18 protein-coding genes are annotated in these 17,150 nt (G+C 44.8%); 9 read left to right on the forward strand and 9 right to left on the reverse strand.

Annotated features, from left to right (window positions below; translation table 11 throughout):
• Positions 1-146: 146 nt before the first annotated feature.
• Entirely contained in the window at positions 147-578 is a 432-nt protein-coding gene (locus QUB70_RS07800; RefSeq protein ID WP_332979442.1) for a hypothetical protein, read from the forward strand.
• A 102-nt stretch (positions 579-680) separates the two neighbouring features.
• Here the strand turns inward: QUB70_RS07800 and QUB70_RS07805 are convergent, their stop codons facing one another.
• A complete protein-coding gene (locus QUB70_RS07805) occupies positions 681-1,394 on the reverse strand; it encodes a DUF1997 domain-containing protein (protein WP_332979444.1) in 714 nt (237 codons plus the stop codon).
• Positions 1,395-1,515: 121 nt separating this feature from the next.
• Here QUB70_RS07805 and QUB70_RS07810 point away from each other — a divergent pair, with 121 nt between their 5' ends.
• Positions 1,516-2,175 (forward strand): NAD(P)H-binding protein, encoded by a 660-nt coding sequence (locus QUB70_RS07810; RefSeq protein ID WP_332979446.1) that lies wholly within the window; start codon positions 1,516-1,518, stop codon positions 2,173-2,175.
• Positions 2,176-2,473: 298 nt separating this feature from the next.
• Positions 2,474-3,760: a glycoside hydrolase family 24 protein gene (locus QUB70_RS07815; RefSeq protein WP_332979447.1), complete on the forward strand. Its 1,287-nt coding sequence runs from the start codon at positions 2,474-2,476 to the stop codon at positions 3,758-3,760.
• On the opposite strand, the gene QUB70_RS07820 is transcribed toward QUB70_RS07815, so the two are convergent.
• Positions 3,757-4,356 carry a hypothetical protein gene (locus QUB70_RS07820; protein ID WP_332979448.1) on the reverse strand — a complete coding sequence of 200 codons (600 nt, stop codon included), beginning with the start codon at positions 4,354-4,356 and terminating at the stop codon, positions 3,757-3,759. The two genes, QUB70_RS07815 and QUB70_RS07820, sit on opposite strands and share 4 nt — an antisense overlap.
• A 266-nt stretch (positions 4,357-4,622) precedes the next feature.
• Here QUB70_RS07820 and QUB70_RS07825 point away from each other — a divergent pair, with 266 nt between their 5' ends.
• Positions 4,623-4,823, forward strand: coding sequence for a hypothetical protein (locus QUB70_RS07825; protein ID WP_332979450.1), 201 nt, complete (start codon positions 4,623-4,625; stop codon positions 4,821-4,823).
• A 47-nt stretch (positions 4,824-4,870) separates the two neighbouring features.
• Here QUB70_RS07825 and QUB70_RS07830 read toward each other — a convergent pair whose 3' ends face one another.
• Positions 4,871-5,215: a Dethiobiotin synthetase gene (locus QUB70_RS07830; RefSeq protein ID WP_332979451.1), complete on the reverse strand. Its 345-nt coding sequence runs from the start codon at positions 5,213-5,215 to the stop codon at positions 4,871-4,873.
• Between the two features lie 724 nt (positions 5,216-5,939).
• Here QUB70_RS07830 and QUB70_RS07835 point away from each other — a divergent pair.
• The 3 genes from QUB70_RS07835 (at position 5,940) to QUB70_RS07845 (ending at position 7,713) form a co-directional block, all read left to right on the forward strand.
• Positions 5,940-6,740 carry a class I SAM-dependent methyltransferase gene (locus QUB70_RS07835; protein WP_332979452.1) on the forward strand — a complete coding sequence of 267 codons (801 nt, stop codon included), beginning with the start codon at positions 5,940-5,942 and terminating at the stop codon, positions 6,738-6,740.
• A 206-nt stretch (positions 6,741-6,946) separates the two neighbouring features.
• The gene (locus tag QUB70_RS07840) at positions 6,947-7,252 is read left to right on the forward strand and encodes an antitoxin family protein (RefSeq protein WP_332979454.1); all 306 of its coding nucleotides are present in this window, start codon (positions 6,947-6,949) and stop codon (positions 7,250-7,252) included.
• On the forward strand, positions 7,246-7,713 hold the full coding sequence (locus QUB70_RS07845; RefSeq protein WP_332979456.1) for a type II toxin-antitoxin system VapC family toxin: 468 nt from the start codon (positions 7,246-7,248) through the stop codon (positions 7,711-7,713). Before QUB70_RS07840 ends, QUB70_RS07845 begins: the two co-directional genes overlap by 7 nt.
• Before the next feature lie 86 nt (positions 7,714-7,799).
• On the opposite strand, the gene hisC is transcribed toward QUB70_RS07845, so the two are convergent.
• The 4 genes from hisC to QUB70_RS07865 all read right to left on the reverse strand — a co-directional run bounded on the left by hisC (position 7,800) and on the right by QUB70_RS07865 (position 12,033).
• On the reverse strand, positions 7,800-8,846 hold the full coding sequence (gene hisC / locus QUB70_RS07850; protein ID WP_332979457.1) for a histidinol-phosphate transaminase: 1,047 nt from the start codon (positions 8,844-8,846) through the stop codon (positions 7,800-7,802).
• Between the two features lie 42 nt (positions 8,847-8,888).
• Positions 8,889-9,602, reverse strand: a complete 714-nt coding sequence (locus tag QUB70_RS07855) for a glycerophosphodiester phosphodiesterase (protein WP_332979458.1) — start codon at positions 9,600-9,602, stop codon at positions 8,889-8,891.
• Positions 9,599-10,453, reverse strand: coding sequence for an alpha/beta fold hydrolase (locus tag QUB70_RS07860; protein ID WP_332979459.1), 855 nt, complete (start codon positions 10,451-10,453; stop codon positions 9,599-9,601). Before QUB70_RS07860 ends, QUB70_RS07855 begins: the two co-directional genes overlap by 4 nt.
• A gap of 296 nt (positions 10,454-10,749) precedes the next feature.
• Positions 10,750-12,033, reverse strand: a complete 1,284-nt coding sequence (locus tag QUB70_RS07865; protein ID WP_332979460.1) for an esterase-like activity of phytase family protein — start codon at positions 12,031-12,033, stop codon at positions 10,750-10,752.
• A 21-nt stretch (positions 12,034-12,054) separates the two neighbouring features.
• Here QUB70_RS07865 and QUB70_RS07870 point away from each other — a divergent pair, with 21 nt between their 5' ends.
• Positions 12,055-13,389 (forward strand): tetratricopeptide repeat protein, encoded by a 1,335-nt coding sequence (locus QUB70_RS07870; protein ID WP_332979461.1) that lies wholly within the window; start codon positions 12,055-12,057, stop codon positions 13,387-13,389.
• Between the two features lie 70 nt (positions 13,390-13,459).
• Here QUB70_RS07870 and QUB70_RS07875 read toward each other — a convergent pair whose 3' ends face one another.
• Positions 13,460-13,981, reverse strand: coding sequence for a GNAT family N-acetyltransferase (locus tag QUB70_RS07875; protein ID WP_332979462.1), 522 nt, complete (start codon positions 13,979-13,981; stop codon positions 13,460-13,462).
• Positions 13,982-14,062: 81 nt separating this feature from the next.
• Positions 14,063-14,644, reverse strand: a complete 582-nt coding sequence (locus QUB70_RS07880) for a GNAT family N-acetyltransferase (protein ID WP_332979463.1) — start codon at positions 14,642-14,644, stop codon at positions 14,063-14,065.
• Positions 14,645-14,796: 152 nt separating this feature from the next.
• Here QUB70_RS07880 and QUB70_RS07885 point away from each other — a divergent pair, with 152 nt between their 5' ends.
• Complete coding sequence (locus QUB70_RS07885; RefSeq protein ID WP_332979464.1) at positions 14,797-16,872, forward strand: ABC transporter ATP-binding protein; 2,076 nt, start codon at positions 14,797-14,799, stop codon at positions 16,870-16,872.
• Positions 16,873-17,150: the final 278 nt, after the last annotated feature.

The raw sequence follows: 17,150 nt of genomic DNA on the forward strand, positions 1-17,150 counted from the left end.
ATGTTTCGTATGTAATCAATAATTACTCTCCAATATACCATATTCTGTTAACATAAAATTTAGATGCGTTCGCCCTGCCCAACCGTGTGCTGAGTGTTCCCGTAAAAAAATCTAACTCGCATGGTTATACCTCTGTAGAGTTAGGGATGAAAATTACCAACGGTACTCCGATCCCTCTTTATTTCAGTGGATATACAACATTAATTCCAGAACTTCGGGAACCGGATGGCAAAATCAGAGAGTGGGGTAGAAACAGCAATATACTTATATTACCCTCGGAATCGGATTTTATTTTAGCGCTGCCTGGAGAAAGTGTGACCTTTTTCCCCTATACTATCCTCTTTTGGCGCAAGGGTAATCAGGCAGAGCTAACCATAGATTTTGGAGATGGTAGTATTTGGGTTTCTGGAGGACTCAAACCAGATAAATATCAATTTAGATTCAGCTATCAAAAAAATATTGATCCTAGAAGTAAGATTATTTATTCCGGCGAAGCAATTGAACAAATGTTATTAGAAATGGTTTACTTCGGGAGGGTGGAGACTCCCTTTGTAGAGTTACACCTAGCTAAACCCTAAAATTAAAGTTTACCCCAGTTGCTATCTAGGTCTAAGGAATTGCTTCAAGGGGTAAGGTGCGCAGTGCGCACCCTACAAATTTGAGTTAGAGCGTAAGTATTGTTAATGCTTCTTAGGATTTTTCGGAAAAGGAATGCCCAAACTATCGTGAAAAAGAAGCTGAGTTTTATAAGTCAAGCGGCGGTTAACTTGTTTGATGATTTTTTCCAAAAGCGCATCGCCCGTTTTTTCAATTAAAGGTTGAGACATCGATCGAATAAACTTGGGAAAGCAAACTCCCACAGCCAAATCCAGCTTCCACGTCGCACTGGTAATCGCAGGCGGCAGCTTAGCACGTTCCGACGCAGGCCAATCGGCGGCAAACTCGTCAGACGGTATCTCCACTAGCTTCATCGCCGATCGAAAATCCACTTCATATCCAGGCGAGGTATAATTCGGAACCGGAATAGTCTTAATCAAATAGCAGCCTTCAGCGTCAGGCGGCAGCAACTCTAAACCAATTCTCGCTTCAACGCGGTAGCCGAAAGCCCCAAAACGCCCGACTAATAAATCGTAGCCGTTTTCGCCGATCGGCTCGGCCTTCATCGGCCAAGCGCACTGACAAAACCAAATCTTGTGGTTGTTCAAATGCTTCGCCACCGTCTCCGCATCCGCGTACATCTCCATGCTGTCTTCAAAATGCGTGTGAAACCAAATCGGCTCAAGTTCCTCTGCTGCATCCGCACCTCTACTCTCGGGCGGCGCAAAACTCGCATCTGGGTAGTAATTTTCGTCAGAAGCTTCAACAGTTTGATATTCAGCGGAATCCTGCTTCATCGTATGCTCTCCTGTTATACACGCCAATCGATCGGGTTGGGGATGTGGTAAGGGAGTTTCCTCCCTACAATTGAGAAATAGATAGCAACAAAACTTACCCTAGTTCAGCATAACTCCACTTATGAAAGCATTTGTAGCAGGAGCCACAGGTCAGACTGGGCGCAGAATCGTCACAGAATTAGTCAAGCGGGGCATTCCCGTGCGCGCCTTAGTCCGAAATCTAGAGACAGCTAGGCAAATTTTACCACCGGAGGCAGAGTTAGTGACAGGCGATGTATTAAATGCGACTTCTCTGGGCGATGCGATCGGCGACAGTACGGTGTTGCTGTGCGCGACAGGGGCGGCCCCTGGTTTTGACCCGACAGCGCCTTACAAGGTGGATTTTGAAGGTACTAAAAATTTGGTGGATGCAGCTAAGGCTAAGGGAATTGAGCATTTTGTGCTTGTGACTTCTCTGTGCGTCTCTAACTTTTTTCACCCGCTGAATCTGTTTTGGCTGATTCTGGTTTGGAAAAAGCAGGCGGAGGAGTATTTGCAAAAAAGCGGTTTGACTTATACGATCGTCCGTCCGGGCGGTCTCAAAAATGAGGATACTTCAGATGCGATCGTCATGGCTGCTGCGGACAAACTATCAGACGGTAGCATTCCCCGTACTAAGGTAGCCCAAGTGTGCGTGGAGGCGCTGTTTCAGCCGGCTTCTCGCAACCGGGTTGTGGAAATTGTGGCGAAGTCGGACGCTGCGCCAAAGAGTTTTGAGGAGTTGTTTGCCAGTGTGATTTGATTGAATTAGCTCCGCTTGGGTTCGGTGCGCCAGACAAAAAACAATTTGATTTGGATCTGAGATGTTGCACCGTTGTCAAGAACAGGCTTTCGGGCCTGTTCCACAAAAAGTGCATTTTCTTGTGGGGAGTAGGGGTTGGGCAGGAGATCCCGCCCAAAAAAGGCCGATCGAGAATGGTGCAAGATGTGAGTTGGGTCAAAAATTTGGGCTGAGGCACGCTACACCAATTTTCCGATCGCCAAATCTGGCAAAATCTTAATAGTTTTACGATTCGCCGTTGAAATTTCTCTTTCCCAGCATGAAAACTCTCAAGTGGCCAGCTTGGTTCCCCTATCCGATTTCGTGGTTAAGGGCATTTGCTCTCGCTCAGAGTTTTAGTTTTGTCCTTCGCAGGGGCATTCCTTTTGTCAGCGATGATATCGGCTTTCTGACTCTACTGCTGGCGGCTTGGCTGATTCAGTTGCCTTTGTTTTTTGTGTTTCACTTGTTCGCCGTCAAAATCTTAAATCCCTTACTAATTATGCTGCCGGGGCGCTTTCGCGTTGCGCGCAAGTTCAAGCGCCGGCATACTGGTATTCGATCGCACTTGCGAGAAGGCTTGAATGCTTTAGTAGTGATTTTTTTTGCATTCAATCTGTCGCTGTTGGTGCAACTTGCGATTTTTTATTGGCCGGCGCGATCGATCGATCCGGCTCAGTTACTCACAGGAATATCTACTCTAACAAATGTTGCCGTAGCCGGTGAATTAGATTTCTGGCTGATTAAATTGGCGGGGGCTTTATCGAGTTTAACGCTGTTAGCCGCGCCGCTATATCAATACGATTTTCTGGTGCGCCGGATGCGGGCGGCTCGAAAATGGGTTGAAATTGCGGAAATGGAAATGACTTGGCTAGAAGCTGAGAAATTGGGCCGTCGAAAAAGGGGTTTGCTGAGGCGATCGGAAATTCAAATCCTCGGATTTCTACTTTTAATCGGCGCTGTGATTGGCGGCGGTGTTTTTTTAGTTGCCAATTTGCGGGGAAATCAGCAGTTGTCACAGTCGGCGAGTGAGGTTAGCAAATCGCCGCCGCTGGCTATGAAAACAGGCGATCCTTACATTCGGGCGCTGATGCGTACTATTTCTGCTAGCGAGTCGAATGTTTCTCGCCCTTATCACGTTGTTTACGGTGGCAAATACATATTAGATTTGAGCCGCCATCCTGACTGGTGCGTGAAGATTGTTAATGGCCCGAATCGGGGCAAGTGTACTACGGCAGCGGGCAGGTATCAATTTCTGACTTCGACTTGGAAGGAGAAGGCTAAGCGCTATCAGGCGCGCCGTGCTAATTTTTTATTTTGGGAAGATTACAGTTTTGAACCGGAAGATCAGGATGCTGTGGTTTATGCTTGGTTGAGCGATCGCAAGTTTTGGAAAGCTGATATTTCACAGATGCTGCGGCAGGAAAGATTAACTGAGGTATTGCGGATGCTTTCGGGAACTTGGACGAGTTTGGGATATGGAATTGAGAACAATTCTATGAGTTCTAGTTTGCCGAAAGTCTACCGGGAAATGCTGCGGCAAGAATTGGAAAATGCCGGTTCTTAGGTTAAATTAAATCGGGTTATATCGGAATTATATCCGAGTGCGAGCGTCCCCGCTCGCGTGTTCTCAGCAGCGAGCAGGCGCTTTAAATCGCGATCGGGGACGCTGGCACTGTATGGAGCGCGGGCCTTTTGAATCGCGATCGGGGACGCTCGCACTGCACTCCGAAAATGATGATTTCGATCTAACTGATGACTGATGACTGATGACTCTTTCAATTTTGGCAAAAATGCTGTCAGACATTTGTACAATTCTAATCCCGGCCCAGCTTGCAGCGGATAAAGCTTGTCGAAATTAATTGGGCTTCCCGGTGCCAATTTCCACTCGGTTTGCTGTGCTTTTTTTGGGGAAATTTCGATCGCTACGGTGATGTTAATAATGTTGTTGTGCTGGGGGATTCCCCGGAAGCAGTAACTTTTTCCCGTGCGTTTGTCGGAGTCGCTGCCGGTGATGTATCTGTCTTGTTTGCGAAATTGGATTTCTCTGAAAGGTCGATCGATCGCAAACGAGTCTCGGTAGCGGTAGTCTCCGTCGGGCAAGCTTTGCACGGTCGGTCTGATTTGAGCTAGAACTGTTGTTGCGCTAAGAGTTAGCATCATTGATACGAGTTTTTTCTGTGAAATCGGTGATGTTGCTGTCTGGTGTCTGAGTCGCTGTGGGCGATCGGCTTAAACAGGAGGGGCCAGTAACAAATTAATAAGGGCTTGTATGTAGTTTCACTTGATCCCTGCCTATCGTGAATAATTATTTCAAGGTTTCATCTCTGTTACCTATATGAGTAATAATAGAAGTATTGAGCCAAGCCCTGAGAAACTTTACGGGCGTATATCTAGGGATAAACTAGGGATAAACTGAGGATACTGCTATGTTTGGGCTGACGCGAAGAACAAAAAATTTAGGGCGGGTTGAAACCGGCAACTCGGAACTGCGAGGCTCTATCACCTCTGCGTCTAAAAGTATCCACTTTGTCCGAGCATCGCGAGTTTACAAAGATGAGGCTTTGGTGTCGGCGACGCTGGCGGGACTGCCGGCTCTTTTGGCATCGCTGGAAAGCTTTCGCGAGTAGAGTTTGACAATTTCTATTGTTAAACATCGGGAGTTGACTGAGCTAAACTATTGCCAGACGCCGGAAAAGATATTCTTGACGGCGATGGCAATTCGATTTAAGTCTTCTTTCAGCAGCGGCGGCCAAGCAACTCCTTTGCGGAGTCCTGCTTCAAATTGCAGCAAACCTTCTACTGAGAGTAAATGCAGTGCCGAGATTAATTGCCGATCGAGCATTGGAGATTCTTGCAGGCCTTCAAACAATATTTTTAAAGCTAATAAAATTGATGTCACCTGTCCGGGTACGGGCGGCTGACCTTGTTTGAGACGCATCAGGAAGGCGTCGGGATTTTTCTTGGTTTCGAGGGCGGTTCCTTGGTCGATCAGAAAACTGCGGGCTGTTTTGTAATCCATTTGATGTGCGATCGATCTCCTGCAATTAATTAGCTGGTATTATATCACTTTTTGTCTCGCTCAATTGGGTAATATATTTGTATATAGGATAAACTACAGCTACTCGTGAGGTCGTATTGTCCTGTACCGTACAGCTACTCGTGAGGTCGTATTGTCCTGTACCGTACAGCTACTCGCGAGGTGGTTTTGGGCGCACTCTAAAGCTCTCGTAAGGTCTACCGAAAAGCACCCTACAGCTACTCTTGGTAGTTATGAGTAGGTTTTACAGAACGGAAAAATAAAACAGTCAGTAACTCAGGTAATGTGATTTGTTGATTAGCGAATCACGGCAACCAGTCCGTACATAGCTACTCCAACTCCAATCAACAATTGGAAAGAGCAACAAGGGGTTCAACGATCGCGCCCGATCCAAGTGCTGCAAATATGTTTTAATAGAGTGGCGCTGGCGGGGTGACAACCCCGCCGGAAACCCAGACATGGCTCATATTTGACCGACTTGTGTTAAAAAAATATAGGAGTAATGAAAGTTAAACTCGACCTATAAAAATATATGTTACCTAAATTCTATCAGGGTCACTTCCAAAGACAACGAACCCGTTCTCAATTTTTAGTTTGAGAAATTGAAGTTAACTCGCAATAAGTGTCACTCTTATCGACATGGACTCAGAGCTGCAACCTTACTCAGGCATGGTTCCTAGCTATATTTGTCACCCCCCCAGAAAAAATGCAAGACGAAACTTTAAAAAAAGAGCGACAATTCCACGATGCTTGGGCATCCACAATTGATGTTGACGGCATTCGGGTCAATGATTACTTTGAAGCTTGTACCGCCCCAGAAAATAGATTTATCCTCAAGCAACTGGGCGATATTACGGGCAAACGCTTGTTAGATTTAGGCTGCGGCGCCGGAGAAAACAGCGTTTATTTTGCTAAAAAAGGCGCGCACTGTGTAGCCGCTGACTATTCTCAGGGCATGGTAGAAGTTGCTCTGAAATTAGCCGAGAAAAACGGCGTCACAATAGAGGGCTGCACTGTAAATGCAATGGCTATGGATTTCCCGGACAACAGTTTTGATATTGTTTACGCTTCTAATTTGCTGCACCATTTGCCGGAACCATCCAAGGCTATTCGCGAAATGCACCGCGTGCTGAAGCCTGGGGGTAAAGCTTGTTTTTGGGACCCGATGAAGCACAATCCGGTGATTAATGTTTACCGCAGAATGGCGACTGAGGTGCGGACGGAGGATGAAACTCCTTTGGATATTAATATTGTGAAATTTGTCAAGTCTTTGTTTTCGGAGACGGCTTACGATACGTTTTGGTTGACGGCGCTGTGGATTTTTTTGCGCTTTTATTTGATAGAAAAAGTGCATCCGAATGAGGAGCGTTATTGGAAAAAGATTATCATTGAACAAGAGAGATTGAAACCGGAATACTCTCGGTTGGAAGAGTTGGATGGGTTTTTGAAAAAGTTGCCTTTGATGAATCGCTTAGCTTGGAATTTGGCGGTGGTGGCAACGAAGTAATTAAAAGAAGTACAATAAGTGGTAGGGTGCGTCAGTTTTGAGATTTTAAATCAGCGCCGAAAGTATTATTCTGACGCACCATTTGTTATCAGGTGCGTCAGTGACGAGATGGTTTGTTTGGAGCAAAAATAATCACAACTGACGCACCCTACTGAAAACTCTAAAAGAAGTACAATAAGTCAAAGCATTTAATTAAGAGGCTAATTATGCCAGAAACTATTGCTGCTGTGTACGAAAACGGGGTTTTTCGTCCCCTGAGTCCTTTATCATTGAATGATGGGGACACTGTGCAAATCACAATTGTAGCGGAAGTGTCGCAGGAAGAACTCAAGGGCGATCGCGAAAAAGCGATTAAGTTGATGGATGTACGGGGATTGGTGCGTTTGCCAAAGAAACAGGGTAAGCTAGATGCAGCGGCAGAACAAAAGCGGCGCGAACTGTTTGAAAAACTCAAGGGAAGAGTGGGGAAACCTCTTTCTGAAATCGTTATTGAGGATCGCGGCCCGTGGTAAATGCCTATTTCTTAGACACCAGCGCTTTGGTTAAACGGTATGTGCCTGAATTGGGAAGTAATTGGATTCAATCAATTACTCTTCCAGCAGCAGGTAACTTTCTCGCGATTTCTCAGATTACTTGGGTGGAGGTATGCAGCGCTTTTTCACGCCGTCAACGAGAGGGTACTCTATCTGTCGATGAGGTTGACCAACTTAGGGGAGATTTTCGTACGGATTTTGACAATCAGTATGAAGTTCTTGAAGTCGATCGCACTTTGATAGAAACAGCGGGCGCACTGGTGATGCAAAACCCGCTACGGGCTTATGATTCTGTGCAATTAGCCTCGGCTTTGCGCGTTCAATCTACTCTCGTTTCCGTGCCAGATACTCAACTGGTTTTTGTTTCGGCGGACAATCGATTGCTGAATATTGCTCATTCAGAAGGGTTGGCGATCGACAATCCTAATAATTATCCGTAATCAAATGGTTTGTAGTTAGGACTTTAGTCCTTTGATAGATGCGGACTGAAGTTCTCACTACGAATCTATATTGCTGCGATCGCTATTTATAGGATTTCTTTCAAAGTTTTAACCAATATTTGATTTTGTTCCTCCGTACCTACACTAATCCGCAACTTGTCTTCTAATCGCGGCTGATTGAAGTATCGAATCAATATTCCCCGTACTTTCAGTGTTTGATAAATTCTTTCTGCATCGCCGTTTGGTGGCCGCACTAACAAAAAGTTGGTTTGCGAGGGCCAAACTTCAAAGCCTAATTCCTTGAAGCTAACGGCTAGTTTTGCTCGCGAAGCCTTAATCTTTTCGGCGTTGGCTGTTTTGTGCTCTTGATGTGCGATCGCACCTGCCCCCACTGCATAGGCTAAAACATCCACATTGTAGCTGTCTTTGATTTTATTTAATTCTGCCAGCAGCGCCGGATTTGCTATGGCAAAACCCAACCTCAATCCTGCTAGGGAATAACCTTTTGAAAGCGTCCTCAAAACTATAACATTACTGTAGTTTTTTGTCAACTCCAAAGCATTTTCTTCGGCGAAATCTACATAAGCTTCGTCAATTACCAGAATGCCCGATAACTCTTTAGCCAGTTTCTCCAAATCTGCAACAGATATGGCTGTTCCCGAGGGACTGTTTGGCGAAGCTACAAATGTCACTGCACCCTGGGCTGCTATTAGCAAATCGACTGGTAACTGGTAGTCGTCTGGATAAGGAACTTCAACAAATTCTGCATCTTGAATTTCTGCCAAAGTGCGGTACAATACATAGGTAGGCGCGGGACAAACAATCTGTTTCCCTGATTCCCCCACAGCGCGAACAATCAAGTTTAATAAATCGTCGCTGCCGTTACCTACCGCAATCCAATCGTCAGCCACTCCCAAAACTTGACTAGCAGCAATGCGGAAAATTTTGCCAGTTGGATCTGGATAGCGCCGCAGCATTTCTCCGTCTATTTCCTGAAGCACTTTTAAGGCTTTGGGAGAAGGCGGATAGGGATTTTCATTAGAATTTAGTTTAATAATTTTTGTGCCTAGCGGTGGCTGTTCTCCCGGCACATAGCCAGACATTTCGTGGATGCTTTTGCGAAAATAATTCATCTCTTATCTGCGTTAATCTGCGTTAATCTGCGGTTAAAAAAATCATATCAAACAATTAGTGACTATCCGCGTTATACCCAAATCAATTAACTTTTGCATATCCGCTCGATCGTCCACCGTCCAGGCCACAATGTCAACTCCCTGACTCCGGCTTTCTTGAATGAGTGCGGGGTTTTCCAGCAACACGCGATACTGGCTGCTAATCAAATTATGCCGATACGCCACAGCTCGAGCTAATTGAGTGTTGTATGCTTCTAGATTAGCAACAATGTGTCCGATCGCCAAATCGCCAGATAGCCGCCGCACTTGTTCCAAAAATTTGTCGCTAAACGAGGTAATAACGCATTTTTCTTTGATTCCCGCACCGTTCAAAGTATTGACAAAATCCGCTACATCTGCATCAGACCACTCGCAGTGCGGCTTGACATCAAAGTAAAGAAATTTGTCAACATTTTTGAATGTAGCTAATGATTCTTTTAAGGTAGGAATTTTTTCTGGCGAAAATTCATCGCTAAACCATTTTCCCGCATTAAGTGTTTGCAATTGTGACAGGGTGGTTTCCCTAACTTTGCCAGAAACGCCCGTGATTCTATCTAATGTGGCGTCGTGAAAAATCACTGGTACGTTGTCGGCGGATAGCTGGATGTCAAATTCGATCGAATGAGCTCCGCGGGCGATCGCCAGTTCAAAAGCTGCTAAAGTATTCTCAGGGGCGATCGCCGAAAATCCCCGATGTGCGATAATTTCTACATTCACTGTTTTGTGCCCTCTAAAAAATCTGCCACAGTTTGATTAAAAGTTTCCGGTTGAGTCAAAAAAGACCAGTGATTCCCCGGTACTTTTGCAACGGTAAGATTTTTCAAGTATGTCTGATACGGCTGCATTTGCCAAGCCATGCGATTTACGCCTTTTTCCGGCTGTACAAACAAAGTCAGAATATCAATATATTCAGTTAAACCGGCAACTTTCATTACTTCGGCAAAAATCTGATTTCTGGCGGGAATCACAAATTTACTGCCCCAATTTCCGTCTGATTTTTGTTCGATTTGCTGTTGGAATACCATTTGCTGCACGTCACTCCAATCTGCGTATTCTCCCGATTGTTTTGCTGCTGCTTCTGCTTGGGATAAAGTCGCAAACGGGCCCACACATTTGAGACAGTCTAATTTTCGGTAAACAATTGGCAGAGTGAGTTTCATCGCGGCGGGCATTTTGGTGATGAAGATGGGGTCTACTAAAATCATACTGCAAAAGCGATCGGGATTTTCCCTCGCCCAAATCGCTGCTAGTTTTCCCGTCCAAGAATGTCCTAAAATGTGTGCATCAGTCCAGTTGAGATGTGCCATCAAAGCTTCTAAATCTGCGATCGCGCTTTTAAAAGTATAGCCTGTTTTCGGTTTGCTACTTTCTCCGTGACCGCGCATATCTGGCGCTACAATATGATAGCGGTTGGACAAGTAATTGCCCAAGCCAGTCCAGACACACGCACTATCTGCTAAACCGTGCAGCAGCAGCAAACGGGGATGTTTTTCTTGCCCAGTTTCTGGCTGCCATTCTAGGTATGAAAGTTCGATTTCTGGTAATTGTAAAGTCTTACAGTTTGGCATAATTCGGGTATTTTATAGGTGGATAAATGTGATTTAACTTTTTTATGAACAGGCAAGATGCCTGTTCCACAAAGAGGGTGTTTTATTGTACGGTTTTCCTCAACAGGCTTGCGGGTCTATTTTACAAACAATAAATCTTTTTGTAATGTGATTTAACTTTTTTAGGAACAGGCAATATGCCTGTTCCACAAAGAGTGAATTTTATTGTACTGTTTTGATAAACAGGCAAGATGCCTGTTTCACAAACAATAAATCTTCTTGTGGGGTGGGGTGGGCTTCTAGCCCGCCCTTCTGACCTAAACTTGGCCCTTCAAACTCAACAAAATAAACTGAGTTTTTTGCGCTTCATCAAAATTGTCATCGCTGACCAAAACTAGACTTTTGCTGCCATCTGGCAAGCGCGGGCCGAGGGTCATCCCCTCTAAATTGTACAGCGGAATTCCGAGTTGGCTCAAGTCCAGAAGCAACTTTTTCTTAACAGGTTCGACCGTTGCCACTCGCCCTTTAAAACTCTGGATTCTCGAAGTATCTGTAGCCGCCCCAACCGCTACTTGATAAATCCTAGCGCTGTATCCCGACAGCCCAAAAGAACGTTCTAAACTCAGAATCTGACCGCCACCGACAGTTACTAATTCTGTTAAACCGTTCAAAATAGTCATGGGAACTTGGTCTAGCGTGTAAAGATTTTCCGAGACTAATTGCGGCGTTTTATCTACGATGATATAATGTAAAAGACGGAGTTTGCTTGCCTGTTCTGGGTCTGAATCTTGCATTAACGGCGCTTCCGTAGCTGCAAACAAACGAAACGGATCTAGACCGCCCGGGCTAAAGGTTTCTGGGTCGATAGTTAAAGATTCAAAACCTAAATTGTCAACTACTCCTTGCTGCTGTTTTTCATCGCTGGCATCGGGAATGTAGCGTTTGGGAATTGGCAAATTTCCCCGCAATTTCCCTGTTTTGAGGTCGAATTCACCTAGAAAAGGAGGGATGCCAACATGAGTAACGCCTTCACTGGCGACAAATACTGAATTGCGGGGAGAAAGGGCTATCCCTTCGGGATTGATGGAACCCCAAGAGAAGGTTTCACCGTCTGCTTTTTTCAGGGAGGTAACGCCTTCAACGGCAACTTTTTTCAGGCGAATATTTGCTGGATCGCTTGATGTGAGGTCGAGTCTGAGACTGTAAAATCGGGCTTCTCCGTTTTCGCTAGGGTCGTCGGAAAGAGCATAAAAGCGATAAGCTTTGGAAGTGACTGCGCTAATACCTTTGGGGTCGTAGGTAATTCCTGACAAACCGCCGACTGGTGCTCCTTCAAAATTGATTTTTGGCAATTGGTACTCGCCCAAAAAGTCCAAGGACATTTCTGGAAAAGAGCGGTCTCTAGCAGCGGCGGGAGGGGGGGCGCAAGCTGTGCAAACAGTTAACAAAATTAGGGCTAAACTGAATAAGCGCAAAATGCGTTGGCGAAGCCCTCGAAGAGGATCGCCCAACGCCTTTAAATCAAAAGAATTGCTCAGTGCGGTAAGTTTTATTTTGTTGCTCTTGTTGAACAGTTTGCTTTTGTGCCATCTTTGTAACATAATTTATACCGTTTTGTAGATATGCAAAATTTGATCTTTCGAGAAGGAATGCCGAATCGCGGCAACCAAATTTTAAGAATGAGAAATTCTGTGCCAATTGGGTGCTTGCTTTTCTTGTGGCTGTGTGCTGGTTCTATTGCTAGCGCCCAAACTAATCCACCAGCCCTGGATCAATTTTCTCCTAATCCTCTAGAAATTACCACACCCGATCCCCTAGCTCCCGCTAATGAATCTTTGAGCAGCACTCAGCGGGACGAACTGACAGCGGCTTTGGAGGAGTTAAACTTAGAAGCAGCGGCTAAACTGCAAGCTGGAGACAGCCCGGGTGCTTTTGAAATTTGGTTCCGAGAATTGCGGCTGCGGAGGTATCTGGGCCCGGAGGCGGAAATTGCTGCTTTGAGTCGGGTGGGAAGTGTTGCTTGGAGTAACGGTAAAAACCTGGAATTACAGCTTATTACTAAACGGTTGCAAGCAATTCAAAAACAAGTCAAATCCCAAGTACCACTTAATACTGAGTTGCTCCCCGCCCTGGCTGCGGCTTTTCAGCAGGTGCGCGCTAAAGGCCCGACTGTAGAAGTTTACCAAGAAATTCTCGAAAATGCGCGCCAAAACCAAGATATATTGGCTGAAGGTCAGATTTTGAAGGCGATCGGGCTAATTCACATCAATTGGTTGAGTTACGATAAAGCGGCTCCCGTGTATGAGGAATTGGCAACTTTAATTCAGGAAAACCGCGCTTTATTTGCTGCTAATTCTGCTGTGCAAAATGCGGCTGTAGTTGCGGGAAACGGTGCGCCGCCGCAGCCTGTAACTCCTCCAACTGAGGTAGATACTCTGAGACAGTTGGCCTACGTTTACCAGCAGTCGAAACAACCCCTAAAGGCGATCGCAGCCAGGGAAAAACTAGCCTCAGTGTATCTCAACCTGCAAAACCCGAGTGCTATACCACCGCTCAAAATTGCGATCGCCACCGATTACCAAACCATAGGTCAAATCAATTTAGCAGCTCAATACTATCAGGAAGCCTACAATTTAGCCGTCCCCATTCAACAGTATGCTCAGGCGAGCGAAGCTTTAGATAAATTAGCATTGCTTTACCGAGCGCAAAAGCAGTGGGAGCCGACTTTGCGGATTTATCAAATGCAGTTGCTGTTAGAAGAACGGGCTTACAATTTCTACGGATTGATGAACGCTTACGACAATATCGGTCAAGTTTATCAAGAGATGAAGGCTTACGATAAAGCTTTGGAATCCTATCAAAAAGGGTTGGACGTGGCTAAAAGATTGGGACACAGACAAGAGTATTTTGCTAAGAAAATTCAAAAAGTTAACAAGCAGTTGCAAAGGACTTCGTAGTTGTCAGCCGACAATAATGACCAAGTGCAATGTGAGTAATTTAAATGCAGTAAGGTGTGCAACGCACACCCTACAAAACTACTTTTGACTCGTAGGTTTCTCGCGAGATAGAGTAATACAGTACATCGGTTTCGTAATAACGAGCATTTTTTTCATATTTCATACCAACTTTCTGTATCACCCGCTGCGAGGCGATATTTTCTGGGCGTGCGATCGCAACTATTCTCTCTAACTTTAATATTTCAAATCCATAATTTAGACTAGCAAAAGATGCTTCTGTCACCAATCCTTGATTCCAATAAACTTTGTCGATCGCATAGCCCAGCTCAACTTCCGGTGTCCGATCCAGAAAAGCAAGTCCGCAGCGACCGATCAATTTACGGTCTATTTTATGTACTAAAGCCCACATTCCGAAGTTGTTTTCTGCCCAACCTTTGAGCATAGCATGAATGGCGATTTCTGTTGCTTCTCTAGTTTTAACTCCTGTGAGGTATTTCATTATTTCCGGATCGCTGTAGATGCGGTACAGATCGTCTAAGTCGTCGGGCGTAAATTGTCTCAGATACAATCGGGCTGTCTCTATTTCGTGCATAATTAATTTAATTTCTACCACTAGATTATGATACCAGTTTTGATAAGTCTTGCTACAAACATTTTAGTTGGGTTTCCTTCCTCAACTCAACTCAACTACTTTTGACTGGTAGATTTCTCGCGAGATTGAATAATATACTCGATCGGAATCGTCGAGGTTATGCTGGTATTTCATCCCCATTTTTTCCATTACCCGCCGCGAGGCGATGTTTTCGGTATCTGCAACAGCCACAATTTTTTCTAGTTTCAATACTTCAAATCCGTACTTGAGCGTCGCCGCTGCAACTTCCGATGCTAAACCTTTCCCCCAATAAGCTTTTGCTAACACGTAACCGACTTCTACTTCAGGTGTTTTGCCTAAAAAGCGAAGCCCCCCGTCGCCGATCAATTGGTTATTTTCTTTATTGACAACAGCCCACAAACCGAAAGCGTGTTTTTCCCAATCTGCGATTATCTTAAATAAATCGGCTGCTGTTTCTTCTCTATTTCTGACGCCTTCGCTCAGATACTTCATCACTTCTGAATCGCTGTAGATGCGGTACAGCTCATCTAAGTCGTCGGGCGTAAATTGTCTCAGATACAATCGGGCTGTCTCTATTTCGTGCATAATTAATATAATTTCTACCACTAGATTATGATACCAGTGTTGTATGGCTACAAACATTTTAGTTGGGTTTCCTTCCTCAACTCAACCTCCTATTACAAGAAAACACTCTTTGTGCAACAGGCATCTTGCCTGTTACTGATATTCGTGGAAAATATTGATTCTATTTGTTACACTTATTAATTGGATGTATTATACCATTTTTTCTGTCAATGACCATTTCCTCACCAGTAGCAGATACCAAAAACAAATCCGGCCAGGAAACAGACTGGCGGTTATTCATGAGGTTGGCATCTTACGCAACCCGCAGCAAACGCTTGCTGATTATTTCGATCGCACTATTAGTACCGCTAGCAGTCTCAGGAGCAATTCAGCCGATTCTAATCGGACAGGCAATTTCGGTAATTCGTTCGGAACCTACCTACGAATTCTTGCGCGGATTGCCTTTATCTGCTGCATTGAATCTTCTGGCAGTTTTGCTCATGCTAACTATAGCAGTTAGATTGGCACTGCAATCAGTTCAAGGCTATTTAGTCACGAAAGTAGGGCAAATAATTACTACTGATATTAGAAATGATTTGTTCGCGCACGTCACATCGCTAGCCGTGAGATTTTTCGATCGCACTCCTGTAGGTAAATTGATGACTCGCCTCACCAGCGATGTGGAAGCTTTGGGAGAGGTTTTCTCTTCAGGGGCGATCGGCATTGTCAGCGATTTATTTTCAATTTTAGTAATTGCCGTTTTCATGTTTACCATGCAGTGGCAGCTAGCTTTAATGTTGGTGCTGATGATGATACCCATTACCGCAGTCATAATTTATTTCCAGAACCAATATCGCATAGCAAATTACACTACAAGAGAAGAACTTTCAGACCTTAACTCACAACTGCAAGAAAACTTGACTGGTATTGGCGTAGTGCAGCTATTCCGCCGCGAAAGATTCAACTCAGAATTGTTTAGGATCACCAATAAACTCTACATTAAAGCAGTCGATCAAACGATTTTTTACGACTCAGCAGTATCTGCGACATTAGAATGGATTGCTTTAGTGGCGATTGCAGCCGTTTTGTGGATGGGCGGCCAAAGGGTTTTAGCCGGTGATCTTAATTTCGGTACTCTCTCGGCATTTATTTTATTTGCTCAGCGTCTTTTCGATCCGCTGCGGCAATTTGCTGAGAAATTCACTGCAATTCAAGCAGGATTTACCGCTGTAGAACGGATTAGCGATATTCTCAACGAACCGATTGAAATTAAAGATCCAACTAGCGGGAAGAAGGAAGGGCACAACACGGATTTTGACACGGATACACGGATGTTTGAAGCCCGAGGGAAGAAGGAAGAAGGAAGAGGGAAGAGGGAAGAAGGAAGAAGGGCAGGTTATTCACCGTTGTTGATAACGGGACATCCAGAGGCAACGGCTTACAACTTGTCTCCGTTCGATCGAGGATTGGCAGATAATCATCAAAATCCAGCAAGTTCAGAATATCGTTTATTGCCTAACAATCCCAACCCCCCGAAGCTTCGGGGAGGAGAAAATGTCAAATCGCAGAATTCTGAATCGGGAGAAATTCAGTTTGACAATGTTTGGTTTGCGTACAAAGAAAACGAATACGTCCTGCAAAATCTCAATTTTACCATCAAATCCGGCGAAAAAGTAGCATTAGTCGGCCCCACCGGTGCAGGCAAAAGTTCGATTATCCGTCTCCTCTGCCGCCTTTACGAACCTACTCAAGGGCGGATTCTGGTTAATCATGTGGATATTCGGGATTTGCCTCAAGCAGAGTTGCGGCGGCACATAGGCGTGATTATCCAAGATGGATTTTTATTTGCTGGCGATGTGAAGAGCAATATTAGCTTGGGAGAAAATTACTCGATTGAGGAAATTCAAGCAGCAGCAGAAAAGACAAATGTTGCCCGTTTAATCGAACAGTTGCCTCAAGGTTACGATACGCAATTGCGGGAACGGGGAACCAATCTTTCGGGGGGACAAAAGCAATTATTAGCATTTGCTCGCGCGGCCATTCGCAATCCCAGTATTTTAGTTCTAGACGAGGCAACTGCTAGTTTGGATGTGGGGACGGAAGCTTTAATTCAAGAAGCTCTAGAGCGTTTGATGGCGGACAGAACGGCGATAATTATTGCTCACAGGCTATCGACTATCCGAAATGTCGATCGTATTTTAGTGCTCAAACGCGGGCAGTTAGTAGAGTCTGGCAGCCACGAAGAATTGTTGCAGCTAGAAGGTTTGTATGCCAGTTTGTACAAGTTGCAAATGCTGGGAAGTTAATATACTGAGATGTTGCACCCTCCTCAATAAGCTTTTTATGAACAGGCAAGATGCCTGTTCCACAAGACAATTCACTCTTTGTGGAACAGGCATCTTGCCTGTTCTTGAGAATGGTGCAAGATGTGAGTATATGAAGGAAAGCACGACACGGATTTTGACACGGATACACGGATGAATTATCGATAAGAGGGTAAAATTCTCGGAATACCCAGATACCCGACTTCTTCAAGAAGTCGGGTATCTAAAAGAATCTAAAATCTAAAATCTAAAATCTAAAA

Source organism: Microcoleus sp. A003_D6 (assembly GCF_036702825.1).
In the GTDB taxonomy this organism is placed as follows: Bacteria; Cyanobacteriota; Cyanobacteriia; order Cyanobacteriales; family Microcoleaceae; genus Microcoleus.